Genomic DNA, 26438 nt, shown 5'->3' with positions numbered 1-26438 from the left:
CTACAATGGCTAAGCAAACCATTACTGTAATTAAAGGCGACGGCATCGGCCCGAGTATCATTGACTCAGCAATCGAGATCTTAAATGCAGCTGGCTGTGACTTTGATTACGAATTCGTAGATGCAGGTCTTGCAGCTCTTGAAAAAACAGGTGAACTATTACCTCAAGAAACATTAGAGGTGATTGAAAAAAATAAAATCACTTTAAAAGGTCCTTTAACGACTCCAGTTGGCGAAGGCTTCACGTCAATTAATGTAACTTTACGTAAGCAATTTGGCTTATATGCAAATGTACGCCCTGTGAAGTCATTTGAAGGCACAAAAGCACGCTATGACGACATCGATATCATTACTGTTCGTGAAAATACGCAAGGTATGTACTCAGGGCTTGGCCAAGTTGTATCTGATGATGGCAACGAAGCTGAAGCAATGTCAAAAATCACACGCGAAGGTGCTGAAAAAATAGTAACTTTTGCATACGAGCTGGCACAGCGAGAAGGTCGTAATAAAGTGACAGCCGTTCACAAAGCGAACATCTTAAAGTCAACATCAGGTTTATTCTTAAAAGTTGCACGTGAAATTGGTGAGCGTTACCCTGATATCGAATCAGCGGAGATGATTGTCGATGCAACATGCATGAAATTAGTAATGACGCCTGAAGAGTTTGATGTCATTGTAACCACAAACCTGTTTGGTGATATTTTATCTGACTTATGCGCTGGTTTAGTAGGTGGTTTGGGCATGGCTCCGGGTGCAAATATCGGTGAAAATGCAGCAATATTCGAAGCAGTTCATGGAAGTGCACCTGACATTGCAGGTAAAAACCTTGCAAACCCCACTTCAGTCATTTTAGCGTCAATCCAAATGTTAGAATATTTACAAATGGGTGATACCGCTGAGCGTATTCGAAATGCAGTCGCCGACGTAATCAAAACCGGTGACAGAACAACACGAGATTTAGGTGGTAACCATGGTACCACTGACTTTACACAAGCCGTTATTGACCGCTTATAATTAGAAATAAAGTATCAAAGCCCGCCATAGTGCGGGCTTTTTTGATCTATCAATGTATGTATTTACCACATTTCATCTATCTTTTGAGCCTACTAGCTGCAAACTCAGAAAAGCTACAGCAATTTTACTATTTTGTACATTGGATTAGGAATAAAATACCATAACGGCACAATTGACTGCATAATAAATCCAAAGCAAATCAACAAAGAACAATAAAAAGCAAAAAAAACACTAAAAAAACGACTTTTAGAGTTATTTATGCAATAAAGCTGTTTCCCTATTGACTTAATAGCTAAAAACACTTTTAATAACTTTTGTTAATTATTATTTGGATCGTCACCAAAATGAAACGTATTTCTAGCCTTAATGTCCTCGTCCTGGTCTTGTATATAAGTCCAGCGGGGCCGTGTTGAGCAAGTTTACGCTTTAACCCCGCAAATGCGGGGTTTTTTTTTGGTCAAATTTATATATTCAGTCGATAACTGAGGAATGAGGATGAATAAAGGGCAATTTAATGGCTCAGAATTAGTCGTAAAAGCACTAAAAGAGCTAGACGTAGAATACATATTCGGTTACCCCGGAGGTTCAGTACTAGATCTATATGATGCACTATTTCAGCAAAATGACGTTAAACATATACTCGTTCGTCATGAACAGGCCGCAACACATATGGCCGATGGATATGCCCGTGCAACTGGTCAAGTCGGTGTAGTATTGGCAACCTCGGGACCTGGTGCAACAAACTGTATTACTGGCATCGCAACAGCTTATATGGATTCAATTCCGATGGTAGTACTGTCAGGTCAAGTTCCTTCTAGTTTAATCGGTGATGATGCTTTTCAAGAAACTGATATCGTTGGTTGCTCTCGACCTATTGTTAAGCACAGCTTCAACTGTCGAAACGCACAAGATATTCCCAGTATACTAGCAAAAGCCTTTTATTTAGCGGCTAGCGGACGCCCCGGTCCTGTTGTGGTTGAGTTACCTAAAGATATTCTTAATCCACAAACAAAATTCGAATATCAATTTCCTAACAACACTGAAATGCGTACCTACCATCCTAGTGTGAAGGGTCACCCTAAACAAATTAAAAAAGCCGTGAATGCAATATTGGATGCAAAAAAGCTGGTCGTTTATTCTGGCGGCGGCATAATACTGTCTGACACGTCTGAGCAACTTACGGAACTCGTTGAGTCTTTGAATGCACCTATAACTAACACCTTAATGGGACTTGGTGGTATTAGTGGTACTCACCCAAATTTCATTGGCATGCTTGGAATGCATGGGAGTTTAGAAGCGAATAAAGCAATGGCCAATGCCGATGTAATTTTAGCTTTAGGTGCTCGATTTGATGATCGTGTAACCAATAATGTTAAAAAGTTCTGTCCAAATGCGACGATTATTCATGTTGATGTAGACCCTACGTCTATTTCAAAAACAATTCCCGCTCATATTCCTGTTGTAGGTTGTTTAGCCACTGTACTGACGCAACTGCAAACGGCACTCGACAATAATGACAAACGTATTGATCGGTCCGCACAAGAAGATTGGTGGCGACAAATAACACAATGGCGAGAAGTTAAGTGTTTAGATTACGCCAAAACGGATGACTGCATAAAACCACAGACAGTCATTGAAAAAGTATATCAAGTGACTAAAGGTGAGGCCTATGTGAGCTCAGATGTAGGTCAACATCAGATGTTCGCAGCGCAATATTACCCCTTTAAACATCCTCGTCAGTGGATTAACTCCGGCGGTCTTGGGACAATGGGGTTTGGTCTACCTGCAGCGATGGGCGTAAAACTCGCATTCCCTGATAAGCACGTTGTCTGTGTAACGGGCGATGGTTCAATCCAAATGAATATACAAGAGTTATCAACTTGTTTGCAATATGGTCTTGCAGTAAAAATCGTGTCTTTAAACAACCGTTCTTTAGGTATGGTCAGACAGTGGCAAGATATGATGTATGATGGCCGGCATTCAAGTTCCTATATGGAATCTTTACCAGACTTCGTTAAGCTTACTGAAAGCTACGGACACGTGGGTATTCGGGTAGATCACCCTGACCAATTAGACGCTGCGCTAGAAAAAGCATTTTCTATTACAGATAAGCTCGTGTTCCTTGATATTAGAGTAGATGAAAAAGAACATGTGTACCCTATGCAAATAAAGCTGGGTGCAATAGACGATATGTGGCTTAAAAAAGGAGTTAAAGGATAATGCGTAGAATACTCAGTGTTTTATTGGAGAACGAGCCAGGTGCCCTATCACGTATTGTTGGGCTATTTTCTCAACGAGCTTACAACATCGACAGTTTAACGGTCGGTACAACTGATGATAAGACCTTATCTCGAATTACCATTACAACCCATGGTGACGATAGAGTCGTTGAGCAAATAACCAAACAAGTAAATAAACTTGTTGATGTACTAAAAGTAATTGACTTGACCGATATGCCAAACATTGAACGTGAGTTACTGCTTGTTAAGGTTTATGCAAAAGACGAGGTGACTCGTGCTTCCGTGACACGCATTGCAGATGTATATAACGGGGCAATTATTGATATGGGAAAACAAAGCTATACACTGCAACTAGTAAGTAGTGCAGAGAAAATAGAATCTTTTCTCGATATGTTGCGTCATGAAAGTGACATTATTGAACTGGTTAGGTCTGGTGCGGTGGGTATTGGCAGAGGAGATAAGGCACTTAAAGGCTGACATTTACTCGATATTAAATATATAAAAGGGGCCAAAAGCCCCTTTTTCATACCAAAATTAACGCTTATAGGTTAACTTGATCTTTAAGCCCTTTACCAGCTTTGAAGCTTGGGATATTTGCAGCAGCGATTTGGATCTCATCGCCAGTTTGCGGGTTACGACCTGTGCGCGCAGCACGCTCTTTTACTGAGAAAGTACCAAAACCAACCAGTGCAACTGAATCACCATCTTTTAGAGAGGTAGTTACAGCACCTGTGAACGCTTCAAGAGCACGAGCTGCTGCTGCTTTAGAAATTTCAGCATCTGCCGCCATTTTTTCAACTAGTTGAGCTTTATTCATTATAAGATTCCTATTCATTTATATTTTGCCTGAGCAAAAGCTATGTTTATGCATTTTGACTAGATGTGCAACCATTTCCTTAGCTTTTTCAAAAAAAATCGATGTAACTCAGTAGTGGCGCGCATTCATTGCACATTTTGCGTTAAATCTAATCAGCGAATACAAATTAGCAAGGCATTAATGATTAAGCAATAGCTTATGCCTAATGTTCCTAGAAATTTGTTGTTATTGCCTGGTATAACGTCCGTACAGCGACACTATAAACAGCCCAAATTGCTGAAAATGCGAACCAAAAGTCCACTAACGAAAAATCAATCGTCAGTGCACCAAACTTTTCGCCTGCTTGGTAACTTAACGGTGCAAATACGGCAAACAAGCACATTGCTTGCCATACACCTAACGACATTACCTTTTTAAGTGATTCATTAAACGTCAGTATGAAAGCCACCCAAATCCCGACTAACCATACCGGTATTGTTGGACTACCATAATTTATTATACCAAGTGATATTGACAGTATTTCCAGTAATAACGATACGGGCAACAAACATATCACCAAAAACCCACTCTGCTTTTTGTTACTCACAAAAATAAACATGGCAGCTATGCAAACAAGTATAAAAAAAATCGCATCAGCCTGCATAAACAGCGCACTAAACCAACATAATTGGAATAGGCTGAAATTAATAACTAAGCGTACTTTTGCACTCGGTCGATACATACCTTGGCTTCCTCGCAATTAGATGGACCGTACTGGTCGCTCTCTGCTTAAATGCACCTTCACAGTAACTTAAGTAGAATAGCCAAAGTCGTTTAAAACGCTCGTCAAATTTACTATGGTCCAGCTTTGGCCACGCCTCAATAAACCTTACACGCCAATCGTTTAGAGTACGGGCATAATGTAAACCAATATCCGACACCTCATGAACCACCATATCAGTGCCGTTTTTAATCTGAATATGCATTTGTTCTAGTGATGGTAAACACCCTCCAGGAAAAATATGCTGTTGAATAAAATCAGATTTTTTTAGGTAATGGTCATACCTTTGACATGCAATTGTTATTGCTTGGATAAGCATAGCACCAGAGGGTTTCAATAATCTATTACATTTATCAAAAAAGCTCGGTAGATAATCGTGGCCTACTGCTTCAATCATCTCTATAGACACCAACTTATCAAACTGACCCGTTAGTTCTCGGTAGTCGCTTTTTAGTAAAGTAATTTTACTCTCAAGCTGGTTACGCTTAATCAAGTTTTCAACGTAGGTATACTGCTCTTCAGAAATTGTTGTCGTTGTGACATGGCATCCAATGTTTTGCGCAGCATATATTGCGAATGCCCCCCATCCAGTGCCTATTTCTACAACTTTATCTGTTGCTTGTATATCCAGTTTGCGGCATATAACTGCAAGTTTGTTATTTTGGGCTTGCTCTAAAGTCGTATTTGGATGCTGATATATCGCGCTAGAATAAAGCATTTCTTTACTCAAAAATGCAGAGTAAAGTTCGTTACCTAAATCGTAATGCGCAGCGATATTCTTTTTTGAGCCCGCTTTTGAATTTTGATTTTTAAGATGTGCAAGCTTATTAGCCAAACCACTTAAAGCTGAAAATTTCCTCTCAAAATCATCCAATTGACTCTGGTTTATAGCAAATATTTCTATCATTTTAGTTAAGTCATTGCATTTCCAATGACCATCTATATAGGCCTCACCAGCACCAACACTTCCTCCAAGTGCAAACTGCTTATACATCTGGTCATTGAGAACCGTTATTACACAAGACAACGTGCTATGCTCTGAGCCAAAGGTATAGGTCTGCGCGCCCTCAATCACAGTTATATAGCCCTCTTCAATCTTACCAAAAGCCGAAAGAACTAATTTTTTATATAAGCCAGTTAGCCAACTGGATGTTGCACGTATTTTTAAATCTGAGGTATTTTCCATTTTATGATCCTGGGTGCCCAATAAACGGCACTTTTTTCAAAAACAACCTTAACGCCTGCCAATAAATACCTTTAAAAATTGATACTGTCATTGCAGGGAATCGCTTTAAAATAAACGTGATATTTTCCCTTGATAGCGTATACCGTTTAAGTCTCAGGGTTGCATCAAAGAGTCGTGTTTGCTCACGTCTATTTTCAATATGAATCAAGGTGCTAGCAGCCGGCGCTCGAACAGACCAGTGATAATGCATATCCAAATTCATAAAAGGAGATACGTGAAAAACTTTTTTAAAGTTCACTTTTCTATCTAAATAAACTAAATAACAATGGCACTCATTCCACGGTGTATTACTGACTTCAGCCACCATATGCGTAAACTTACCAGTGGGATCAGCGAAAAAATAAAAGTTGACTGGGCTGAAATATAAGCCAAAGCACCTTAATTGACACAACATCATGACGCTATCTGAACTGGGTTGTGCGCCTAATTGAGCGCTCACTGTTAGGGCTCTGTCTTTTAATTGCCCAGAGTACCCTTTTAAATAATCATTTTGCTTGAATCGCAACGGCTTAAAATAATTCGTTCCAAACCAAGGATGAACCACATTTAAGTGATCTAACTCATCTAAATCAATCCACGCCATATACATAGGGTACTTGAACTTATGCTCAGTGGGTTCGAGACGTCTGTGACTTACATCGCCAAGGTATAACGCACTATTTAACCCCATTTAAAACTCAACCCCAAATTGCCTCGCCACATCTACTGCGCTTTTAACTCCATCTTCATGAAACCCATTAAACCAATAAGCCCCGCAAAAGTAGCTATTATGTTTACCATCGATAAGTGCTTTTTTCTTTTGAGCATCAATACTTGTTTGATTAAACACAGGGTGATGATACGTAAATCTACGCAGCACCTTTGAATCATCAATACCCTTATCATAATTTAGGGTCACACACAGCGGCTGTTCACTTTCAATACCTTGTAGGATATTCATTTGATAGGTCACTACTGCGGCTGCATCTGCATTACCATCTAATAAATAATTCCAACTAGCCCAAGCTGCATGACGCTTCGGCAACATGCTTTTATCGGTATGTAATACAACAGAGTTTTCAGTGTAGGCCATACTCCCCAATATTTGTGCTTCATCCTCAGTTGGCGCCTCTAGCAAAGCCAGTGCTTGATCGGAATGACAGGCAAAAACGATTTCGTCAAATAACTGCACTCGCCCATCTTCCATCACAAGCTCTACACCTCCCTCATTTCTACGTACTGTTTTAATGTTGGCATTTAAATGAATTGCATTTTTAAACGACTCAATTAATGGCGTAATATATGAACGAGATCCTCCAGGTATGACATACCACTGAGGTCGATTAGCTATATCCAACAAACCGTGGTTGAAAAAAAACTTCACAAAAAACTGCGCTTCAAATTCACTCATTTTTGCAATGCTTGTTGACCAGATAGCAGCGCCCATTGGTAAAATATAGTGCGTTTTAAAAAATTCATTAAAGTTATGCTGGGTAAGCAACGCTCCTAGAGTGGAATAACGCGAATAATCATTACTATAAAACAGCTGCTTACATAGTTTATTAAATCTCACGATATCGTATAACAATCGCCAAAAGGTCGGCCGAAATATGTTTCGTCGCTGTGCAAACAAAGAAGTAAATGTATGCCCATTATATTCAAACTCGCTTTGAGTATTCTGGACACTGAAGCTCATTTGCGTCGGTTGCCTCGAGATACCTATCTCACTCAGCAATTTCTCAAACTTTGGGTAGGTACGATCATTGAATACAATAAACCCAGTATCTATGGCATGCATTTGACCATCAACTTCAACGTCGACTGTCGCAGTGTGCCCACCAACATAATCATTTTTTTCAAACACAGTTACATTATGATTAGGTACTTTACTTAGTAGGTAAGCGGCTGTCATTCCAGAAATACCACTGCCTATTATTGCTATATTTTTCATCGAGATATTCCTTTTGCTATTGGTCTCCATAACCCAAAAGGTAGCATTTGGAGTAATTTCATTATAATTGTTAGACGTTTCGGAAAATGAATGTCCTTTCTCCGTTTAATAATACCAGCAGTGATACATGCAACGGCTTTGTCTACAGTTACGGCCATAGGCATCGAAAAATCATTTTTATCAGTCAGCGGGGTTTTTACAAACCCTGGGTGCACCAATGTCACGTCTATGTCTGTTAAATCAATCGACAGTGACTGCGCTAAATAAGACACTGCGGCTTTTGATGCCCCGTACGCCTGCGCCCTAGGAAGGGCTAAAAAAGCGGCACTAGAGCTGACAATAACAAGCTGCCCACCTGACTTTACTTTTGGCAATAGCTGCTCTAAGCAGTAACCAATTGACACCAAATTAACTTGTATAATTCGCTCAAACAAAGCACTATCGAACGCCTTAGCATCATCTATGTATTCACAATTTCCTGCATTTAAAATCAAAATATCCAATGCTGGTAGATTTCCTGTGGCATCTTGAATACTACCAAGATCTGTTACATCAAATTGCAACGCTGTAACTTTGGGTAACCGACTGAGTTCAAGCAATGCATCTTTATTTCTACCACAGGCAAAAACTTCGTCGTTTAACGCGTAATATTCAGCTAAGCCTCTGCCAATACCTGAGGTTGCTCCTGTAATAAGTATTTTTTTCATTCTCCTGACGCCTTTCTGTCAACCACTTTAATGACAGAACTTAGTATCGGTAATTGACGATACAACAATTCACCAACATCAAAATAATCCCTGTGATGAATCACTTTCTCCTCTTTAAACATCAACTTGCTATGTCCATTCACTGCAATTTCACAGCCTGAATTTAGGCGTGGATGAATATAGCGCATTTGCCAATAGACGCAGCCATAATTGTCTATTGCAAATTTGTCTTCTATTTCAAAATGAATTGCACTAACATTTGTATATAAATGCGCAAAATACTGAGTTAAATCAGCAAGCCCTTCTACCTGATGAAGCGGGTCAACAAAAGTAATATCTCGGTGGTATACATCCGCAAGTACCGCTAAGTTATCAACACGTAAAACATCATACATGCCGATAAATCTATCTAAAATAGGTCCCATATCAAACCTTAAATGCGTCCAATGCGCGCTGCCGTGCCGCTTTATGCTCAACAATCGCTGATGAATAATTACAGGTTGGTGACTCCGCTAAATACTCATGTGGAAAATGAATATATTTATTTGGAACATCAACCAGCTCAGGTATATAGGTACGAATGAAGGCGCCTTCAGGATCAAATTTTTTGCTTTGTGTGATCGGGTTAAATATCCTAAAGTACGGTTGGGCATCACATCCCGTACTCGCAGCCCATTGCCATCCTCCGTTATTGCTTGCCAAATCTCCATCAATTAACTTGCTCATAAAGTAACGTTCTCCCTTACGCCAATCTATCAGTAAGTGTTTAGTCAAAAAACTGGCTACGATCATTCTTAATCGATTATGCATCCATCCAGTTTGATTGAGCTGACGCATAGCAGCATCAACAATTGGGTAGCCCGTATTGCCCGTGCACCAAGCTTTAAATTGCGCGTCACTATCTTGCCAAATTACGGTGTCATATTTACGATTAAAGTTCTTGTACTGGCACAAAGACGGAAAAGCACTGATTAGATGCCGATAAAACTCGCGCCATATCAACTCGTTAATCCAAGTAAATTCACGCTTACTCGGTGTTTGAAGAATATCAGGATAATAGTATTGTACTTCAGCCAGTAATTGCTTAACTGAAATCGCCCCAATGGCGATATAAGGACTTAACCCGGATGTCCCTTTTATGCTTGGTACATCGCGATGTAATGAATAATGAGTACACTTCTCTTGTACAAAACGACTGGCTATGCCAAATAGATTTTCATCGTCAACAGGCCACTTTTGAGACGAATTGTCGGTATTCAAACATTCAGGTGTTTGCCACTCAATTGAAGGGGTTGTTTGGGCAACCACCCTCCAAGGTTTGACTATGAACATCTGTTGCTCATAAATTTTTAGCCACGCCTTTTTAAACGGCGTGAAAACTTTAAACATCTCACTGTTTTTAGTCACCACCGTAGTGGGTTTAGCAATCACGTCACCATCAAATAACCTTAAGTTAATGCCTAATGATCTACATTGCTCGTCTCTTAAAACCTCATTAATTTCATACTCTTTATTGGCAAAAATTTGTTCGATATCGTTCGCTACACAAAAATGCTTTAACAGAGCAGGTATTTCTGCATAAGTATCAGCTACTTCCACATGCAAGTTGATACCGTATTGCGCCAATTTCCTTCCCAAATAGTCCACTCTTCTCTTGATGAGATCAAACTGAATCGGTGCAGCACCGTGCTTACCAATCCATTGCCTCTCACAGACAAAAAAAAGCGCCGATTTGGCGCCGCTTTCAATTGCCTCAATTAATGCTTCATTGGCGAAGTACCTAAGATCCCGTCGAAACCAAAACAAGGCGCCCATTAAATGCCAAACCTCAGTTTTAACGCATTAGGGTATGGATTGAAGTACACCTGCTCAGTCAAGTAATCATTACTATGGACGGTTAAATGGTGTTTCAGTAAGGTGAGAGGAACATATAAAGGCACGATCCCTCCTCGGTACTGCTCAATCGCTTCACATAATTCCTGCTTCTCGATTTTAGATAACACATTCTTAAAATACCCTTGCAAATGACTGAGTGTATTAGCTTGGTTTTTACGTGAAGCTGGCCTAGATAACCCTTTCATTAAATGACTTATATACTGCGCTTTTATCTTTTCAATATCCTGTCCTACCGCATTACCTAACAATCTGCCCAGCGCTTTATACGCTTCGTAATTATGGCTCATTAACAAATATTTATGTTTGGCATGAAAACGTGTCAGCTCATGCACCCCAACACAATCTAAATTCAACGTTTGCCAATGTTTATAGACATAGACACGCATGACAAAATTTTCTCTCAGGTGTGGGTCGCTCAATCGCCCATTCTCTTCACACGGCAAATTCGGATTATGTTTCATTATTTGCGCTGCAAAAAAACCGATGCCTTCAGAAGAGTTCCCGGTACCTGCTTCATTGTATACTTTGACCCGCTCCATGCCGCAACTTGGACTTTTTGCACAAAACACAAACCCAGACAACTCTTTTGCCTGTTCAGTTGCAACTCGTTCTCCATATGCCGTCAAACTCTGCCCTACATCTCCGCTCCCATCTGGCCGGCACACCTTTATTGTGTCGCCTACACGGACCTGCCTTATTGTTGCTCTAGGGATTGACATTCCCACGGCAACTTCTGGGCAAAACTTCTTGTACTCAACATAGTTCCCTAATTCATCCATACAAAAGTTAGAGCGTTTGTGACCCGAGTCAAAGCGAACTTTTTCACCGGCAAGGCAAGCACTTATCCCTATTTGAATAGTTGACTCAAAAGTTTCCATATCCACCTCTTAATAAATAAGATTGCCAATTGGGTTCAACAACTTACTGAGCCCTTTATTAAAATGTAACGCACTATTAACCAGAGTAAAGCACAGGCAACCGTTTTCAGTGCGCGGCGTATGTGAATGTCGCCCGTCTAACCAAATAAAATCACCTGCAACGTAAGTTCCAGACTCGTCTTCGAAGCTTCCATCTAATAATAGCGTTAACTCAAAGCCTGTATGAGTATGGTTCGGTATTTCCCCTCCAGGCGCTATTTGTAATAAGCTAGCCCTTAATTCCCCATCTTCTAAGTCTAGACGCGACCGAGACAGTTTTCCTACCTGAGAGAAGTCTGACCGCTCGATACTCGCAATCGCTCTGGGTACAATCACTTCTTTTGCTTGATATTGTAACGTTTGAGGGATGTATCTGTGTACCTGAGTGATCGAATCATCAGACGTTATGTCACTCAGCATCTCAGCAAAATCTACATCAGTGCTTAAATCACCGCCCAAATCATCATCAATTTGAACAAAATACCTTTCACTGCTATCGTTTTCCAAGGCCTTCACTTGTTTGGCACAACAGGGACATAGCTCTACATGCGCTGAAATAGCAATACTCAAAGACGCCGGTAATGTACCCTCGGCAAACTGTGTTAACATTTCTTGTGTAGGGTGATGCTTAATCATGACTATCTCCCATTTCCGCTCTTAATTTTTGTAAAGCGAGACGTAACCTCGATTTGACAGTCCCCACAGGGATGTTTAACTGCTCAGCGAGTTGTTCCTGCGACATTTCCTGAAAGTAAACCCCCTTTACAACTTCTTGTTGCGCCTTGGGTAAACAACTAATGTACTTCTGAATCTGCTTATCCTGTAGATGGTCATTAAAACCATCATTGCTACATTCGCCTTCTTGCAAAGTCGGCCAAATGTCTTCGCTTATCTGATCTTCTTTTTTGCTTTTTATTTTTCGCAGTGCGTCAAACGATGCATTTCTCATAACCGTGTAGACCCACGTTGTCGCCGCCCCTTTGTCTTGACTATACAAATGTGCTTTTCGCCAAACTGACGTCATTGTGTCTTGAACTAGCTCCATCGCCATTGCTTCAGAACCATATTGCTTTATTCCAAATCGTTTTATTTTGGGTGCAAAGTATTTAAACAATACCGCAAACGCGGTTTTGTCTCGTTGCTCTGCAACCTTAACTAATGCACTAGAAAGTGCTTTTGTAGGAGTATCTTCCATACTTTTAGTGTGTCCAGAATTTTGCGGTACAGCTGTACTCGATAACTGGCTAACCATAACCTATGCCTCGTTTGTGCTTACTAAAAGACAATACGTATATTATTACCAGAGCGATCACTTAGATTCGATTAAAACAGTATGAAGGAAATCAACAACTTGTTCAAAGTCTGTCACAGTCTTTATTTTTTCTTTTTGTCCATTCTCAAGTGGCAATAATTCCAGCCATCGAGAAGCGACCCAAACCGGTGTATCAAAAGCTTGTTCTTTATAAAGTGAACTAATATGTGGATGATTTTTGAATGTTTCTTCTAACATTGTGGCCAATTCAATATGATGACAGCGCTTAGGATCTAAATTGCTTCTCCAAAGCGGCCTTTTTTCAAAGATCATATCTCCATAACGAAGCTGAGTGCTATCCTCGACAACATTGGTAATGTTCACGCTGGATAAAGCGTAAACATCGACAAGAAGATAGCCGCTTTCATCTTGCGAAAAATCCACGATTTCAACATAAACACCTTCATATATTGCCCCTTTATTGGCTGTATTGTCGGTATTACACAGCACAAATCCTGTTTCGCTTTTTAACGACTCTTTTACCATGCGAAGATATCTCTCTTCAAAAATTCGTAAGCGAGTATACCCTTCTGGCAGTAAAAAGATCGGGAGTGGGAAAATAGCACATTTCATTGGCAACGATTACATTAGATAACTTTGTAAATGATACGCTGCACAGGGACTATCAGATCAACTACATCATTTAAAGCCCCGATTACTCAACACCATTGAAACTCCGTCATATTAATTTTATCATTTTTAAATACAATACCTTCTTCTTGTAAGCGTCCTTTTTGTTCATTAAATTTTTCTGAGCCAGCAGGAAATGAGATCTTACCCTGACTATTTACCACTCGGTGCCAGGGCAATGTTGTACCTTCAGGAAGGTTTTTCAATAGCCGACCGACGGCCCTCGCTTGACGGGGTAACCCAGCTAAGTTAGCCAATTGGCCATAAGCCACAACTTTACCACTGGGAACACTGCCTATTAATGTAAACAGTAATTGCTTATGCTCATCTTCCATACACTTTCCCTAATTCTTGAAAATCAGACCATACTTTACGAGCTACGGGTCCATGGTGTTTATTATGTTGACGAAATACATGGATCCCCGCAGTAAAAGAGTCTTGTCGATCAGTAATCGTAATGCGTTCTAGTAATCCTGCATCTAATTCATTTTGGCAGTGGCTCAGGCTTATCATTGCGAAGCCTAACCCTGATAATAAAAATGACTTAATTGATGCGATATCATCGAGTTTCATTACATTTGTGCCGCGAACATAAGCAAGCCGCTCACTATCAAAATCAAAACCACTTTCGAACATAGCTAAGCATGGGTAATTGGCAAGCGCCTCATAAGGTAAGGCACTGGGCAGTAAACCTGTTTTTGCGACTAGTCCAAGCTTAAACTCCCCTACTGCAATCGAGTCTAAATCTCCTGTGGAATGAAACAAATCAAACCACGGCCCAATGCCTAAATCTGCATCGCCGCTGTTAACTTGTTCTAACGCAACAAACCGCTTGCCACTGGTAATGGCTATTTCTGTTTGAGTGTACTGCTTAAACACCGACGCAATAACTTGATTGTAAGCACTTTGATGGCATAGTGGTTCATAGCATATCGTTAACTTTGCTTCATTTCCTGCAGAGAATTCATTGGCCATGATTTGTAAATCATCTCTTATTCCAATTAACTTCGTAGACTCTTTATAAAATCGCTGGCCATGCTCTGTCAGGACCACGCGATAATTTTGCCTGTCGAACAACTTAAACCCCAATTGACTTTCAAGTCGTTTCATAGCCTGCGTGATCGCAGGCTGCGTTTTATATAGCTTTTGTGCCGCCTCGTTTAAGCTTCGAGAATGGGCCACAACATGTAACATTTCAATATCACTGATCTTCATAATAAGTATTTATATAAATTCAAATATTATATAATTTTTATTTTATCGTGCTTTTCTATATCGTGCACCACAATTATTAATACACTGAATTTAAGATGGAGTTTTACCATGCTAAGGTCCACCGCTATTACGATCGCCTTGTTTTTATTGCTCGGCTGCCAAGATGCCACAGAACAGAACTCACAAGCCGAGGTTATTAGACCGGTAAAATTAGTGACCGTGACTGATTCCCAGCAAGGGTTAGTTCGCAGCTTTCCTGCTGAGGTGGTTGCAAACCAAGGCTCTTATCTTGCATTTAGAGTCAATGGTGAATTGCTTGCATTTCCAGTTCTTGCTGGGCAGCATGTTGATAAAGGCCAGTTGCTTGCAAAACTTGACCCTGAGGATCTACAGTTACAATACGAGCAACGTAGTGCACAATTTGAATTGGCACGTTCACAACTAGCACGAATAAAATCGCTCTTCGATAAATCAATCGCCACCAAGTCTGAATTTGACCAAGCGCTTGCCAACAAACAAGTCGCTGAGTCTGCGTTTAAAATTGCCAAAACCAATCTTGAAAACTCTGAATTGAGAGCACCATTTAGTGGCACAATTGCTAAAGTGTTTGTTAAAAACTATGAAAGTGTGGTCGCCAAGCAAAACATCCTTCGTCTAGAAACCAGAGACATGATGGATGTGATCATACAAGTACCCGAAAAGTTGGTGGCTCGTGTTAATAAAGATCTAGATTATCACCCCAGTGTAGTTTTTGACGGCTATCCGTCTAAATCATATCAGCTGACCATTAAAGAGTGGGATACACAGGCAGATCCAGCGACGTTAAGTTACAAAGTCGTATTTACCCTACCAATTCCTAAGGACTTTAATTTGCTTGCCGGTATGAGTGGTCATGTATATATAGATCACAGTAAAGTAACAAAGCTGCCTGCCAAAAAGCTGTTTGTTCCAGTTGAAGCCGTTTTTTCAAAGCAAACAGAGCAACTCACCAACAATGCCTATGTATGGTTGTACAACGAACAAACCCAGACGATTTCTATGCATTCGGTCACTGTGGGTGATATGTATGACCAAGGTATAGAAATATTGTCAGGCCTTTCAAACACAGATATTGTCGTCGGTGCGGGTGTACACCATTTAAAACAAGGTTTAAGAGTACGACCTTGGGCTAAAGAACGAGGGCTATAACAATGAGCTTAGCTAAATGGTCAATTGAAAACAAAGTAATAAGTTGGATGTTTGCATTGCTGCTACTTTTGGCTGGCGCGATTTCCTATTTTGGTTTGGGCCAACTTGAAGACCCAGAATTTACCTTAAAAAAAGCCATGATAGTGACAATGTACCCAGGCGCTTCTCCACAACAAGTTGAAGAAGAGGTCACTTTTCCAATTGAGAATGCCATACAACAGCTCCCCTATGTTGATTACGTTACGTCGATTTCATCGGCAGGAAAATCACAAATATCCGTTGAGATGAAGAGCACCTACCGTAAGAATGACCTTAAACAAATTTGGGATGAACTGCGCCGTAAAGTTAATGATCTAACCCCTAGCCTACCACCAGGTGTTTACACACCTAAAGTTATTGATGATTTTGCAGATGTATATGGGGTTATGTATGCGGTTACAGGAGATGGGTACTCCTACGATGAACTCAAAGACTATGTTGATTATCTAAAGCGTGAACTTGTATTGGTTAAAGGGGTGAGTAAAATCACTGTAGCAGGAGAACAACAAGCTCAAGTCGTTGTAGAAATTGCGACACATAAGTTGTCTCAACTCGGTATTGCCCCTTCTCGTATATTCTCACTTTTAGAAGCGCAAAACAGCGTTTCAAATGCTGGAAAAATAAGAGTTGGCGCCGAGTCTATTCGCCTCCATCCAACGGGTGAGTTCCAAGATGTCACAGAACTAGAACATTTGTTGATATCGAAACCTGGCGCAAAAGAGCTTATATATTTAGGTGACGTTGCCAGCGTGAGTCGTGAATATGCTGAAATTCCACAGCACATTACACGGTTTAATGAACAGCGAGCTCTACTCGTAGGTGTCTCTTTTAGCTCTGGTGTAAATGTTGTCGATATTGGTCAAGCAATGGAGGCACACCTTGCGTCACTAGAATATCAGCGACCGCATGGCATCGAAATTAATGTGGTATACCATCAACCTAATGAAGTACAAAAATCAGTTGATGGATTTATAATCAGCCTTATCGAAGCCGTGGCAATCGTTATTGTGGTCTTATTGCTGTTTATGGGTGTAAAAAGTGGCTTATTAATCGGTGCGGTATTGCTTCTGACAGTCCTTGGTACTTTCATTTTTATGAAGCTATTTGCAATTGATCTACAGCGTATTTCTCTGGGTGCACTCATTATCGCTTTGGGTATGCTGGTCGATAACGCCATTGTTGTCACTGAAGGAATTTTGATCAATTTAAAACGTGGTCAAACTAAGCTACGAGCAGCCATCAATATTGTGGAGCAAACAAAGTGGCCTTTATTAGGCGCAACGGTTATTGGCATTACCGCTTTCGCTCCTATTGGTCTAAGTAGTGATGCCAGTGGCGAATTTGCAGGCTCTTTATTTTGGGTGCTACTTATTTCATTATTGTTAAGCTGGGTTACTGCGATTACATTGACGCCATTTTTTGCTGATTTACTTTTTAAGGCGACGATTGCAAGTAAAGAAGTACAACAGCAAGACCCATATCAAGGCATGATATTCACGCTTTATAAAGCTCTACTGAGCACCGCTTTGAAATACAGGCTATCTACAGTTATGATCATGATTGCGTTACTCGGCCTGTCTTTGTTTGGATTTAAGTCAGTTAAACAATCATTTTTTCCGTCATCGAACACCCCTATGTTTTACGTAGACTATTGGCATTATCAAGGCGCTGACATTCGTAGTACAGCTGATAACCTTGCGAAAATAGAACGATTTTTGCAAAATGACGATTTAGTGCTAGAAGTTACCTCAACAATTGGGCAAGGCGCCCCACGTTTCATGTTAACGTATTCTCCTGAGCAACAATATGACGCATACGGACAACTCATTGTCCGTGTTAAAAACCGTGAAGCGGTCACCAATATGATTGCGAAGTTAAGAGAGTTTGAAAAACAACATGTCTTAACTGGCACGTTAAACATCAAACGTATGGAGATCGGCCCTTCCACCAAAGCAAAAATTGAAGCTCGCTTCTCAGGCCCTGATCCCGTTATCCTTCGTCGGTTATCTGCACAAGCTCAAATAATGCTCGCTAAAGACCCTAAGGCGTTTAATATTCGAGACGATTGGCGTCAAAGAACCAAAGTAATCCGTCCTGAATTTAATGAGCAGAAAGCACGTCGATTAGGCATAAGTAAATCAGACCTTGATCAATTACTGCTTACCAGTGTGTCTGGTAATAAAGTTGGCCTGTATAGAGATGGTACACAATTGTTGCCCATCGTCGCGCGCTCTCCCGAAGAAGAGCGTAAGAATGTAGAAAACCTCAGTGATTTACAGATATTTAGCCCGTTACTCAATGTATACATTCCGATAACCCAAATCGTCGACGATTTTAATGTGCTCTGGGAAGACCCACTGATCATGAGGCGGGATAGAAAACGCACGATTACCGTTATGGCAGATCATAATGTTATTGGTGATGAAACACCTGCAAAACTATTTAACCGCGTGCGCAATGACATTGAAGCAATTGAACTCCCTAATGGCTATGAAATGAGCTGGGGCGGCGAATTTGAATCATCGTCAAAAGCAAAAACGGCTATTTTTGGTTCATTACCTATCGGATACTTGGCGATGTTCATGATCACCGTATTGCTGTTTAACTCAGTTAAAAAGCCATTAGTAATATGGTCAACTGTGCCACTTGCGATTATTGGTGTAACAGCTGGGCTAGTCTCACTCAACGCGCCATTCAGTTTTATGGCACTGCTTGGGCTATTAAGTTTGTCTGGTATGTTAATTAAAAATGGTATCGTACTTGTTGATCAAATCAACCTAGAATTGCAAGAAGGCAAGCCACCTTACATGGCCGTATTTGACTCTGGCGTCAGTCGAGTTCGACCAGTCTCCATGGCGGCAATTACAACCATTTTAGGGATGATCCCACTATTATTTGATGTGTTTTTCAAGTCTATGGCAGTCACAATTATGTTTGGACTTGGCTTTGCAACAATATTAACTCTCGTATTTGTGCCTGTTATGTATTGTCTATTATTTGGCATTAAACACGAAGCGAGTACGTCTTAGTTCTTCCCATAAACCAATAAAAGGCCCTTCTGGGCCTTTTATTATTTCTTCAGTGATAGTGTGCCACCTTTGCGTTTAACTGGCTTGTTTGTCGTTGACGCCTTATTATTCGCTCTTTTAGGTTTAGACGCGCTTTTCTCAACTTTATGCCGCGCTTTTACGTCATTTCGCTGTGGCTTTGAATGTTCTTCACGATTAACCCCTTTTCTATCAGCTTGCTCTTTATCGTGAACGTTTGGCTTTCTTTCCGGCCTTTTATTTGGGTCAATTGAGCCCTCTTCCGTTTTAGCTGACGATTCGATAGAGCTATTTATTTCATTCATTTCTTTTTGCGTTAAATGACGCCACTGACCCGGTTTGAGACCCTCCATTCTTACGTTCATAATACGCACACGCTTTAACGTTTCAACTTCATAGCCTAAATATTCGCACATACGTCGGATCTGACGATTCAACCCTTGAGTTAGCACAATCACAAACTCTTTATTCGACGTTTGTTTCACCTGACACTTTTTGGTGACTGTGTCTAAAATTGGAATTCCACCAGCCATTCGTTCAATAAACCTTTTATTAATTGGTCTATCAACAGTAACCACGTATTCTTTTTCGTGATTATTCCCCGCTCGCAATATTTTGTTGACGATATCACCTTCGTTCGTCAGAAAAATGAGTCCCTCAGAAGGCCTGTCTAATCGACCGATTGGAAAAATACGCTCAGGATAGTCGATCGCGCTAACAATATTACTTCTAATTTTTCGTTCTGTCGTGCACGTGACCCCTACAGGCTTATTATACGCAATATATACACATTTAGGCTTCGCTTTTAGAGGCTTACCGTCTACAGTAATTGTATCGGAATCACTCACCTTTACGCCCATTTCAGGTAGAGCATTATTGACCCTAACTCGGCCTGACTCTATAAGTTTGTCAGCTTCTCGGCGAGAACAGAATCCCGTTTCGCTTATATATTTATTTAGGCGGGTTAATTGCGTCACTTGTTACTCTTACCTGAAGAAAAAACCGTATTCTAAACTAACCGTTGTTAAATTTCTTATTTTTCTGCACTTCGCTGTAACTGAGTTAAATTAAAGTCATACGTCAACTTTTTCGTCCCAATCAAGCTCATCGCTTTGTAATCAATCAATGACCAGTCTGGGTTATGTACTATCCATCTGAAGTCGTCTAAGTTTTTGCGGCTAATTACACCCAGTTTAAAACTTAACATGGCGTTTTTTTGCCAAAATTGGTGGCTATGGTAATGGTCACTTAGAGTAACGAGTGCCCATCCTCCCATCATAAAATGGCCACCAATTGTTGCGCTCATATCGCCATTATCTACAAGCTCAATGGCATCACCTAACCAATCAAAACCTCCGATGGCAACTTTGTGAGGTATTTTCGAAGACTTAACCCCAGTAAGAGCTCCCATTGCCATTAGATCTGAGGCAGTCCAAATTAAATTCGTACCTGGATAGCGTGATAATAGTCGCTTGGTTTTATCATACGCTTGCTCTTTGGACCAACTTGCATGAACCTGTTGGTGTAGCTTAATGCCCTGTTCATTAAAATAATCGATTGCGCCTTGACTTCGTACATCAGATTCAGAACCATAATGGCCATTAATTACGATAGCTTTAATCTCTTTTATGTGTATATCACTATCTAGCACGAGCGCTTCTGCAAGCCTGCTTCCCGCATCATAATTATCATGAAATACCTCTCCGAGCCATGTTGGATAACGTTCATGAGGGTTTCCTATTGCAAACCTTTCAGGACCAGTAATTGTCTGCTCCAATGTAATAAAATTAATGCCATATTTATCTAACAGCTCTAATGTCGCCTCAGCACCTCCAGGATAATTCATGAGAATGACATAGTCTGGTGTCGCACGATAACTTAAATATTTTTTCAATTCCGCCAATTGAATATGGCGATTCCCTTCTCCGTAAATCGTATCAATTTTAACATTAAGTTGGGCGGCAGCCTGCTCAGTAATCGTTTGAACTTTATGCCAAAATGGCTCTCCAGCAACCGATGGGTTAACGAACAATACTGAAAACTCACTTTTAGCAGCCCCTTCTAGAGGTAGCATCAACACAGCAATTAACCACAGTGATAATCTAACTCTAAACATAATCTGCCTCCTTACTGCGCAAACACAGCCTCTTCAATAGATACTCTAGTGGTCCTTGTTTGAAAAAGCGAAAGTAAAGCGGCGCAATAAGCAATTGAAAAAGAGAGAAAAGTAGAGCGATAGCCATGTATTCCATACGATTGTATTGTTCATATCCGTTAGGCATAACCCAATAGAAGAATGACACCATCAGTACTGATTGAAATACATAAAGTGTCAAAGCCATGCGTCCGACCGCTTGAAGCCAAGAAAACTGAAAACCCTTACGACTCATTTTCACCACACAGTGAATAATTAATAAAGCCCCCGCAAACGCGTTGACCCAAATAAGACTATCTACTAACACCGACAAAGAGTTAATGTCCAGAACCTTAAGATAAATCGTACCTACGGACAGCAAAGCTGTTGCGGTAATAACTAATGGCTTTGCGTTATTTGATAAGCCATGTTTAAAAATCCCCTGTTTATAACAGTAAATTCCCGCAATCATCAAGCCCGCACTATACCAAAGTGTGATCAGCGGCATGATAAGCAACATAATTGAATAATACACACCATTATGTCCAAAATGTGACACGACATCTCTTGGCAAATTATCTACTATTTCATAAAACTCGCTACTCCCTCTAATAATGGGATCTGCCACATCTATAGATCCCAATACAAGCATCATTGAAACACCAAACAAGCCAAAACCACAGCCATGTCTAATTAGCCGAGATGGCCCTGCATCTATATACTTTAATGCGATAAACCCAGCCAAACCATAACTGACCAAAATGTCACCAGGCCAAAGAATAAAACCGTGGAGTAGGCCTATTGTCACGATCCAAAAAAGCCGGTCTTTTATTTGCTTATCACTGCCATTTTTATCCATTTGCAAACACAAGGCAGCGCCAAATAATAAGCAAAACAAACTTCGAAATCGGCCGTCAAGTAGCAATGCATTGATCCAATCAATAACAGAATCTGATAAAGGCACTACAGGTAGATTAACATAGCCCACTTCGAACATTGAGAAGTAGTAAATATTCAAAAATAATAACCCAAGTACTGCAATACCTCGGTTTATATCTAGTGTTGCAATACGCTCCATGCTCACACTCTATCTTTATACATATCAGCCCAACTAATCGCTGAAGCGTGAAAATCTGGTAAGCAAGTATCTTCCAAGTTAAGTAAGGTACACGCCTCTTGCAAATGCCACCAACTTCCAGACTCATACGCTTTAACTACATTCAGTATGTAATAAAGAATATTGGGCTCACCGATTAGCGCATCCCTAAGCGCCTCGGGAAACGGTAAACGATTAATTACTTGCGTCATTGGCTTATCCAATATCGCATCGAGTAACGAAAATAAGCCAGTTAAAAAACTCATACCCGCCATATTAGGACTTAGTTTTCTCGCGATTAACTCACAAAACCGCGATCTAACAATACTCAGCCGAGTTAGCTCTGTTGGCTTACCTTCTGCGATATGTGCAGTCATAATCAGCCCCACAAACTTCTTCGTTCGTTCATTACCTAAATACACTAATGCTTGTTTAAGAGACTCTATTTTGTTTTTTATAGGAAACACCCCTGAGTTTAATAAACGAAGCAATTTGTATGCTAACGCTGTATCTTGTGCAAATAATTCAGCCACTCGTACCATATTCATATGAGGTTTAAGCACCTCTGCATAAATCAGCATTGCAACAGCATAGTTAATTTCAATGTCATTCTGTTCTATGACTTTCGGTTTTGCGAAAAAGTATCCTTGAAAAAAATGAAATCCCATAGCATATGCTTGCTTAAACTCCTCTTCCGTTTCAACCTTTTCCGCCAGTAACTTCATATTCTTTCGACGTTTAAAGTTATTAACCAAAGGTTCAATGCTTGATAAAGGGCTTTGCATAATATCAAACTTAACGAGTCTTACCAGTTTAAGAAAAGGTTCCCAATCTTTGGTGTACTCGAAGTCATCAAGCGCCAAACGGTAGTCACTGTGGAAAAGCGTTCTTACTAATTCGTAATTTTCAGCTGTTGGTTCTATCGTTTCTAGCAGCTCCAAGATAACATCGTGCGCAGGTAAAAATTGCGCCAACTCCTGCGTTAAAGAATCTGGACCTATATTAATGAGCGCTTTTTTACCTGATGTAAGATAACGCGTTCCAAGATTGAGTTGGTTATCCATGATCAATTTTGCGGTTGCAGCATCATCACTCACATTAGGAAAGCTATTACTCGTCCCATCTCTAAATAACAGCTCGTATGCAACAACCTGTTTTTTTCGATTAAAAATAGCTTGCCTAGCTACAAATACCTTCAAATGGTGGCTCCTTGCTGATCACTACCCAGAAGATAGTACTTTGGTTTGCAATGATACACTTATTTTAACCATAAATGATTAAAAATCATATAGAACAAAGAGATTACTAAAATCACCCTCGCATAAATATAGCAGTCAAATGACAAAAAGCAGGCCATAGGCCTGCTTTTTAAAGATATACTTACTGAATTTTACGTAGTGGAATAAAGTAAATTAATATAATCTTTCGCTACATTATGCCATTCAAAACGCTGTGTTCGTGCACACTCGCGTATTTGGTTGTATTTTTCATTATCCTCATCATACATTGCCAGTGTTGAAGTAAACGTACTAATTAATGCACTTTGTTGTTTATCCAAGTCTTCCCCTTCAAATACAAAACCACTTTCACAATGAACGACTGTATCGCTGAGACCACCCACTTTGTGCACCAAACAGGGTTGTCCTGCCCGCATTGCCAGCATTTGGCTAATGCCACATGGTTCAAACGAGCTTGGCATCAAAAACAAATCTCCGAGCTCATAAAGCATATCTCCTAAATGCTGCCCATATCCATTTAGAAACAGTAAATTCTCGTTTCGAGCCATCACTTGAGTAAAAGTAAACTCTAAATTAGTATCGCCAGAGCCCAAAACTATGATTCGTCCCCCTATTTTAGCAGCGATACTTGAGAGTTCATCCAATAAAACCCCAGTGTTTACCTCCTGCCTCAAAAGTAATGCTTTTTGATCTGTCAGTCGCCCGACACTCGTGACAACAGGCCCTTGCTCTTGAGCTTCTCGCCACTGCTTGATGCGCTGATGCGCAAGATAGTGGCTAGAAGACAGTTGCGGCGAGCTTGCCATCCACTCAAACAAAAGTGCTTCACTCGCATTGAGAAACATCGTTTGATCGCCTTTTGACTCTTGCTTATGAGGGTATTCACATCCATTTAAGATCCCGACTAACTTCCCATGGCGGTTTGCTATTTGCATATCATGCTCTAGTCCCTCCCCACCAAAGAAACCTCTGTCAGGTTCACTACTACGCAATACTTCATTACTATAATTCGGTGAAACAACATGCACTTTATCGCACAATGTGATTGCACTGCGCATTGGATTAAAGCAATGAGGGTACTGATGATCGCACAGCATTTGTCCATCATAACTTAATGTAGGAAACCAAGCCTCTAGGCTCGATTCATCATGCTTAAACGGCCTGATCCCCTGTAATGCCAAATTATGCACCGTATAAATAGTTCTTAATGTCTTCAATCGAACAAAACGAGGGCTAAACTCTTTCAAGACTGCAACACATGCTGCATGCCAATCATGTAAATGTAATACATCGAGTTTCTGGAATAGACCATGCTCTATCGCTTCACTTACGGCAGCACTAAAAAAAGCAAACTTGCTCGCATCAGTTGCAAATGGACGTTGCTCATCATCGTTACAATAAATTGACCCACCGTGCGCACTAAAGAGGGAGTGAGAAATAACATATTGTATTACCCCCTCACCTCGCTCGACTTCCCATAAAGTCGCAGTTTCCAAGTGTTGCCTAAATGGTACTGCGATATCACCTACAAAAGTTCTATTTAGATCATTTTGACCATAATCAGGCACAACTACTAGTGCTTCAATTTCGTGCTTTGCTAATGCGTAAGGGATATCTCGAATAACATCGGCTACCCCTCCCACTTTACATTTTGGTAAGCGGTCATTCTCCGCTGCAACTATTAATACCCTCATATTTCGCCTTACTACGCTGTTTTAAGCTTGGACGCTTCTTGTTCTTTACGTTGACTATACGCCACTAGCATTTCTCGTGTTACCAATACTATACCTTTATTAGACACACGGAAGCCATTTTTGCGATCTTCGTCCGCATCAAAACCTAATACTAACCCTTCAGGTAGATGGCATCCTCGATCTACAATAGCATTACGAATTTTACAATGTCTCTCAACTATCGCGCCAGGTAATAACACTGCACCTTCAATTTCGCAAAATGAATGCACGTGAACATTAGAGAACAACAACGATTTCCTAACCACAGACCCTGAAATAATACAACCACCAGATACCGTCGAGTCTACAGCCATACCTCTGCGTTCTTCATCATCGAATATAAATTTCGCCGGTGGCAATTGCTCTTGGTAAGTCCAAATTGGCCATGTCGGATCATACAAGTCTAATTGAGGCTCTGGTGACACCAACTCCATATTGGCTTCCCAAAATGAATCTATAGTACCCACATCACGCCAATAGGGTTGTCCTTCATGACTAGGATCTCTAAACGGAAATGCAAAAACATTATGTTCTTCAATAATAGCGGGAATAATATCATGTCCAAAGTCGCGACCAGAACCTTCTCTTTCAGCATCTTGCTTTAATTGCTCAAATAAAAATTCCGTATTAAATACATAGTTCCCCATTGAAGCTAAACATATACCCTCTTTGCCCGGTATCGATGATGGCTCAGCAGGTTTTTCATCGAACCTTCTAACACGCTTATCTTTGTCTACTGTCATAACACCGAATGTGTTGGCAGCTTCTTCACATTCAACTTCAATACAACACACCGTCATATCTGCACCGGTTTCAACATGCTTCGCTAACAGCGCACCATAATCCATTCTATAAACATGGTCGCCTGATAAGATCATCACATACTTCGGTAGCTCATGACGAATAATATCCATATTTTGAAATACGGCGTCCGCTGTGCCGCAGTACCACTCATCTCCATATCGCTGTGATGCAGGCAATATCTCAACAGACTCTCCCAATTCTTTTTTGAAGTGGCCCCAGGCTCTATTTACATGGCGTATCAAAGAGTGCGACTTGTATTGAGTTGCAATACCCACTCTACGTATTCCTGAGTTGATACAATTTGACAGAGGGAAATCAATAATTCTGTGCTTACCACCAAAATAAACCGCTGGTTTAGCGCGCCAATTTGTCAGCTCATGCAAACGTGAACCTCGGCCACCAGCCAAAATAAGGGCGTATGTCTCTCTTGTTAAACTACTTATGTAGCGGTTTGCGTAACTAGGCATTCATCTTCT

25 protein-coding genes are annotated in these 26438 nt (G+C 40.5%); 5 read left to right on the top strand and 20 right to left on the bottom strand.

All coding sequences use genetic code 11. The features are described from left to right. Window positions 1–5: 5 nt before the first annotated feature. The 3 genes from J8L98_RS01015 (at window position 6) to ilvN (ending at window position 3730) form a co-directional block, all read left to right on the top strand. On the top strand, window positions 6–1013 hold the full coding sequence (locus J8L98_RS01015) for an isocitrate dehydrogenase (RefSeq protein WP_192509240.1): 1008 nt from the start codon (window positions 6–8) through the stop codon (window positions 1011–1013). Between the two features lie 495 nt (window positions 1014–1508). Continuing rightward, window positions 1509–3233, top strand: a complete 1725-nt coding sequence (locus tag J8L98_RS01010; protein WP_210994884.1) for an acetolactate synthase 3 large subunit — start codon at window positions 1509–1511, stop codon at window positions 3231–3233. Beyond that, window positions 3233–3730, top strand: a complete 498-nt coding sequence (gene ilvN / locus J8L98_RS01005; protein WP_192509238.1) for an acetolactate synthase small subunit — start codon at window positions 3233–3235, stop codon at window positions 3728–3730. Before J8L98_RS01010 ends, ilvN begins: the two co-directional genes overlap by 1 nt. 64 nt (window positions 3731–3794) lie before the next feature. Here ilvN and J8L98_RS01000 read toward each other — a convergent pair whose 3' ends face one another. From J8L98_RS01000 to J8L98_RS00935, 14 genes are all read right to left on the bottom strand, one after another. Beyond that, window positions 3795–4070: an HU family DNA-binding protein gene (locus J8L98_RS01000; protein WP_192509237.1), complete on the bottom strand. Its 276-nt coding sequence runs from the start codon at window positions 4068–4070 to the stop codon at window positions 3795–3797. A 211-nt stretch (window positions 4071–4281) separates the two neighbouring features. Further along, window positions 4282–4791 (bottom strand): DUF2878 domain-containing protein, encoded by a 510-nt coding sequence (locus J8L98_RS00995; RefSeq protein WP_210994883.1) that lies wholly within the window; start codon window positions 4789–4791, stop codon window positions 4282–4284. Next, on the bottom strand, window positions 4754–6016 hold the full coding sequence (locus tag J8L98_RS00990; RefSeq protein ID WP_192509235.1) for a cyclopropane-fatty-acyl-phospholipid synthase family protein: 1263 nt from the start codon (window positions 6014–6016) through the stop codon (window positions 4754–4756). The genes J8L98_RS00995 and J8L98_RS00990 overlap by 38 nt, the downstream gene beginning before the upstream one ends. Window position 6017: 1 nt before the next feature. After that, the gene (locus J8L98_RS00985; protein ID WP_210994882.1) at window positions 6018–6746 is read right to left on the bottom strand and encodes a DUF1365 domain-containing protein; all 729 of its coding nucleotides are present in this window, start codon (window positions 6744–6746) and stop codon (window positions 6018–6020) included. Next, complete coding sequence (locus J8L98_RS00980) at window positions 6747–8006, bottom strand: FAD-dependent oxidoreductase (RefSeq protein ID WP_210994881.1); 1260 nt, start codon at window positions 8004–8006, stop codon at window positions 6747–6749. Further along, window positions 8003–8713 (bottom strand): SDR family NAD(P)-dependent oxidoreductase, encoded by a 711-nt coding sequence (locus tag J8L98_RS00975; RefSeq protein ID WP_210994880.1) that lies wholly within the window; start codon window positions 8711–8713, stop codon window positions 8003–8005. Before J8L98_RS00975 ends, J8L98_RS00980 begins: the two co-directional genes overlap by 4 nt. Further along, window positions 8710–9138, bottom strand: a complete 429-nt coding sequence (locus J8L98_RS00970; RefSeq protein WP_210994879.1) for a nuclear transport factor 2 family protein — start codon at window positions 9136–9138, stop codon at window positions 8710–8712. Before J8L98_RS00970 ends, J8L98_RS00975 begins: the two co-directional genes overlap by 4 nt. A 1-nt stretch (window position 9139) precedes the next feature. Beyond that, window positions 9140–10528 (bottom strand): deoxyribodipyrimidine photo-lyase, encoded by a 1389-nt coding sequence (gene phrB / locus J8L98_RS00965; protein WP_210994878.1) that lies wholly within the window; start codon window positions 10526–10528, stop codon window positions 9140–9142. After that, entirely contained in the window at window positions 10528–11487 is a 960-nt protein-coding gene (locus J8L98_RS00960) for a DUF523 and DUF1722 domain-containing protein (RefSeq protein WP_210994877.1), read from the bottom strand. Before J8L98_RS00960 ends, phrB begins: the two co-directional genes overlap by 1 nt. 9 nt (window positions 11488–11496) lie before the next feature. Next, the gene (locus tag J8L98_RS00955) at window positions 11497–12162 is read right to left on the bottom strand and encodes a ChrR family anti-sigma-E factor (RefSeq protein ID WP_210994876.1); all 666 of its coding nucleotides are present in this window, start codon (window positions 12160–12162) and stop codon (window positions 11497–11499) included. Continuing rightward, on the bottom strand, window positions 12155–12778 hold the full coding sequence (locus J8L98_RS00950; protein ID WP_210994875.1) for a sigma-70 family RNA polymerase sigma factor: 624 nt from the start codon (window positions 12776–12778) through the stop codon (window positions 12155–12157). Before J8L98_RS00950 ends, J8L98_RS00955 begins: the two co-directional genes overlap by 8 nt. A 57-nt stretch (window positions 12779–12835) precedes the next feature. After that, window positions 12836–13411 (bottom strand): LON peptidase substrate-binding domain-containing protein, encoded by a 576-nt coding sequence (locus J8L98_RS00945; RefSeq protein WP_210994874.1) that lies wholly within the window; start codon window positions 13409–13411, stop codon window positions 12836–12838. A gap of 86 nt (window positions 13412–13497) precedes the next feature. Continuing rightward, window positions 13498–13803 carry an MGMT family protein gene (locus J8L98_RS00940; protein WP_192509225.1) on the bottom strand — a complete coding sequence of 102 codons (306 nt, stop codon included), beginning with the start codon at window positions 13801–13803 and terminating at the stop codon, window positions 13498–13500. Further along, window positions 13793–14683, bottom strand: a complete 891-nt coding sequence (locus J8L98_RS00935; RefSeq protein ID WP_210994873.1) for a LysR family transcriptional regulator — start codon at window positions 14681–14683, stop codon at window positions 13793–13795. The genes J8L98_RS00940 and J8L98_RS00935 overlap by 11 nt, the downstream gene beginning before the upstream one ends. Window positions 14684–14791: 108 nt before the next feature. Here J8L98_RS00935 and J8L98_RS00930 point away from each other — a divergent pair, with 108 nt between their 5' ends. Together J8L98_RS00930 and J8L98_RS00925 are read left to right on the top strand one after the other, a co-directional pair. Continuing rightward, complete coding sequence (locus tag J8L98_RS00930) at window positions 14792–15871, top strand: efflux RND transporter periplasmic adaptor subunit (protein ID WP_210994872.1); 1080 nt, start codon at window positions 14792–14794, stop codon at window positions 15869–15871. Between the two features lie 2 nt (window positions 15872–15873). Then, window positions 15874–18939 carry an efflux RND transporter permease subunit gene (locus J8L98_RS00925; RefSeq protein ID WP_210994871.1) on the top strand — a complete coding sequence of 1022 codons (3066 nt, stop codon included), beginning with the start codon at window positions 15874–15876 and terminating at the stop codon, window positions 18937–18939. Between the two features lie 41 nt (window positions 18940–18980). Here the strand turns inward: J8L98_RS00925 and rluF are convergent, their stop codons facing one another. The 6 genes from rluF to glgC form a co-directional block, all read right to left on the bottom strand. Beyond that, entirely contained in the window at window positions 18981–19934 is a 954-nt protein-coding gene (gene rluF / locus J8L98_RS00920) for a 23S rRNA pseudouridine(2604) synthase RluF (RefSeq protein WP_210994870.1), read from the bottom strand. A 56-nt stretch (window positions 19935–19990) separates the two neighbouring features. Further along, entirely contained in the window at window positions 19991–21073 is a 1083-nt protein-coding gene (locus J8L98_RS00915) for an ABC transporter substrate-binding protein (protein ID WP_210994869.1), read from the bottom strand. Then, window positions 21066–22169 carry a DUF418 domain-containing protein gene (locus tag J8L98_RS00910; RefSeq protein WP_210994868.1) on the bottom strand — a complete coding sequence of 368 codons (1104 nt, stop codon included), beginning with the start codon at window positions 22167–22169 and terminating at the stop codon, window positions 21066–21068. The genes J8L98_RS00915 and J8L98_RS00910 overlap by 8 nt, the downstream gene beginning before the upstream one ends. A 2-nt stretch (window positions 22170–22171) precedes the next feature. Beyond that, the gene (locus tag J8L98_RS00905) at window positions 22172–23386 is read right to left on the bottom strand and encodes an HDOD domain-containing protein (RefSeq protein ID WP_210994867.1); all 1215 of its coding nucleotides are present in this window, start codon (window positions 23384–23386) and stop codon (window positions 22172–22174) included. Window positions 23387–23577: 191 nt separating this feature from the next. Beyond that, entirely contained in the window at window positions 23578–25119 is a 1542-nt protein-coding gene (locus tag J8L98_RS00900) for a glycogen/starch synthase (protein ID WP_210994866.1), read from the bottom strand. Window positions 25120–25130: 11 nt separating this feature from the next. After that, window positions 25131–26429 (bottom strand): glucose-1-phosphate adenylyltransferase, encoded by a 1299-nt coding sequence (glgC, locus tag J8L98_RS00895; protein WP_192510133.1) that lies wholly within the window; start codon window positions 26427–26429, stop codon window positions 25131–25133. Window positions 26430–26438 lie beyond the last annotated feature (9 nt).

The sequence above is a fragment of the Pseudoalteromonas sp. MMG013 genome, assembly GCF_018100885.1.
Lineage (GTDB): Bacteria > Pseudomonadota > Gammaproteobacteria > Enterobacterales > Alteromonadaceae > Pseudoalteromonas > Pseudoalteromonas aurantia.
The sequence above is the reverse complement of the archived record's forward strand: the minus strand, read 5'-3'. Positions and strand labels throughout refer to the sequence as shown.

What these genes read in the sequence shown, in the direction of transcription:
- J8L98_RS01015 (WP_192509240.1), top strand. Translation starts at nt 6, where the DNA reads ATGGCTAAGCAAACCATTACTGTAATTAAAGGCGACGGCATCGGCCCG.
- J8L98_RS01010 (WP_210994884.1), top strand. Translation starts at nt 1,509, where the DNA reads ATGAATAAAGGGCAATTTAATGGCTCAGAATTAGTCGTAAAAGCACTA.
- ilvN (WP_192509238.1), top strand. Translation starts at nt 3,233, where the DNA reads ATGCGTAGAATACTCAGTGTTTTATTGGAGAACGAGCCAGGTGCCCTA.
- J8L98_RS01000 (WP_192509237.1), bottom strand. Translation starts at nt 4,070, where the DNA reads ATGAATAAAGCTCAACTAGTTGAAAAAATGGCGGCAGATGCTGAAATT.
- J8L98_RS00995 (WP_210994883.1), bottom strand. Translation starts at nt 4,791, where the DNA reads ATGTATCGACCGAGTGCAAAAGTACGCTTAGTTATTAATTTCAGCCTA.
- J8L98_RS00990 (WP_192509235.1), bottom strand. Translation starts at nt 6,016, where the DNA reads ATGGAAAATACCTCAGATTTAAAAATACGTGCAACATCCAGTTGGCTA.
- J8L98_RS00985 (WP_210994882.1), bottom strand. Translation starts at nt 6,746, where the DNA reads ATGGGGTTAAATAGTGCGTTATACCTTGGCGATGTAAGTCACAGACGT.
- J8L98_RS00980 (WP_210994881.1), bottom strand. Translation starts at nt 8,006, where the DNA reads ATGAAAAATATAGCAATAATAGGCAGTGGTATTTCTGGAATGACAGCC.
- J8L98_RS00975 (WP_210994880.1), bottom strand. Translation starts at nt 8,713, where the DNA reads ATGAAAAAAATACTTATTACAGGAGCAACCTCAGGTATTGGCAGAGGC.
- J8L98_RS00970 (WP_210994879.1), bottom strand. Translation starts at nt 9,138, where the DNA reads ATGGGACCTATTTTAGATAGATTTATCGGCATGTATGATGTTTTACGT.
- phrB (WP_210994878.1), bottom strand. Translation starts at nt 10,528, where the DNA reads ATGGGCGCCTTGTTTTGGTTTCGACGGGATCTTAGGTACTTCGCCAAT.
- J8L98_RS00960 (WP_210994877.1), bottom strand. Translation starts at nt 11,487, where the DNA reads ATGGAAACTTTTGAGTCAACTATTCAAATAGGGATAAGTGCTTGCCTT.
- J8L98_RS00955 (WP_210994876.1), bottom strand. Translation starts at nt 12,162, where the DNA reads ATGATTAAGCATCACCCTACACAAGAAATGTTAACACAGTTTGCCGAG.
- J8L98_RS00950 (WP_210994875.1), bottom strand. Translation starts at nt 12,778, where the DNA reads ATGGTTAGCCAGTTATCGAGTACAGCTGTACCGCAAAATTCTGGACAC.
- J8L98_RS00945 (WP_210994874.1), bottom strand. Translation starts at nt 13,411, where the DNA reads ATGAAATGTGCTATTTTCCCACTCCCGATCTTTTTACTGCCAGAAGGG.
- J8L98_RS00940 (WP_192509225.1), bottom strand. Translation starts at nt 13,803, where the DNA reads ATGGAAGATGAGCATAAGCAATTACTGTTTACATTAATAGGCAGTGTT.
- J8L98_RS00935 (WP_210994873.1), bottom strand. Translation starts at nt 14,683, where the DNA reads ATGAAGATCAGTGATATTGAAATGTTACATGTTGTGGCCCATTCTCGA.
- J8L98_RS00930 (WP_210994872.1), top strand. Translation starts at nt 14,792, where the DNA reads ATGCTAAGGTCCACCGCTATTACGATCGCCTTGTTTTTATTGCTCGGC.
- J8L98_RS00925 (WP_210994871.1), top strand. Translation starts at nt 15,874, where the DNA reads ATGAGCTTAGCTAAATGGTCAATTGAAAACAAAGTAATAAGTTGGATG.
- J8L98_RS00915 (WP_210994869.1), bottom strand. Translation starts at nt 21,073, where the DNA reads ATGTTTAGAGTTAGATTATCACTGTGGTTAATTGCTGTGTTGATGCTA.
- J8L98_RS00910 (WP_210994868.1), bottom strand. Translation starts at nt 22,169, where the DNA reads ATGGAGCGTATTGCAACACTAGATATAAACCGAGGTATTGCAGTACTT.
- J8L98_RS00900 (WP_210994866.1), bottom strand. Translation starts at nt 25,119, where the DNA reads ATGAGGGTATTAATAGTTGCAGCGGAGAATGACCGCTTACCAAAATGT.
- glgC (WP_192510133.1), bottom strand. Translation starts at nt 26,429, where the DNA reads ATGCCTAGTTACGCAAACCGCTACATAAGTAGTTTAACAAGAGAGACA.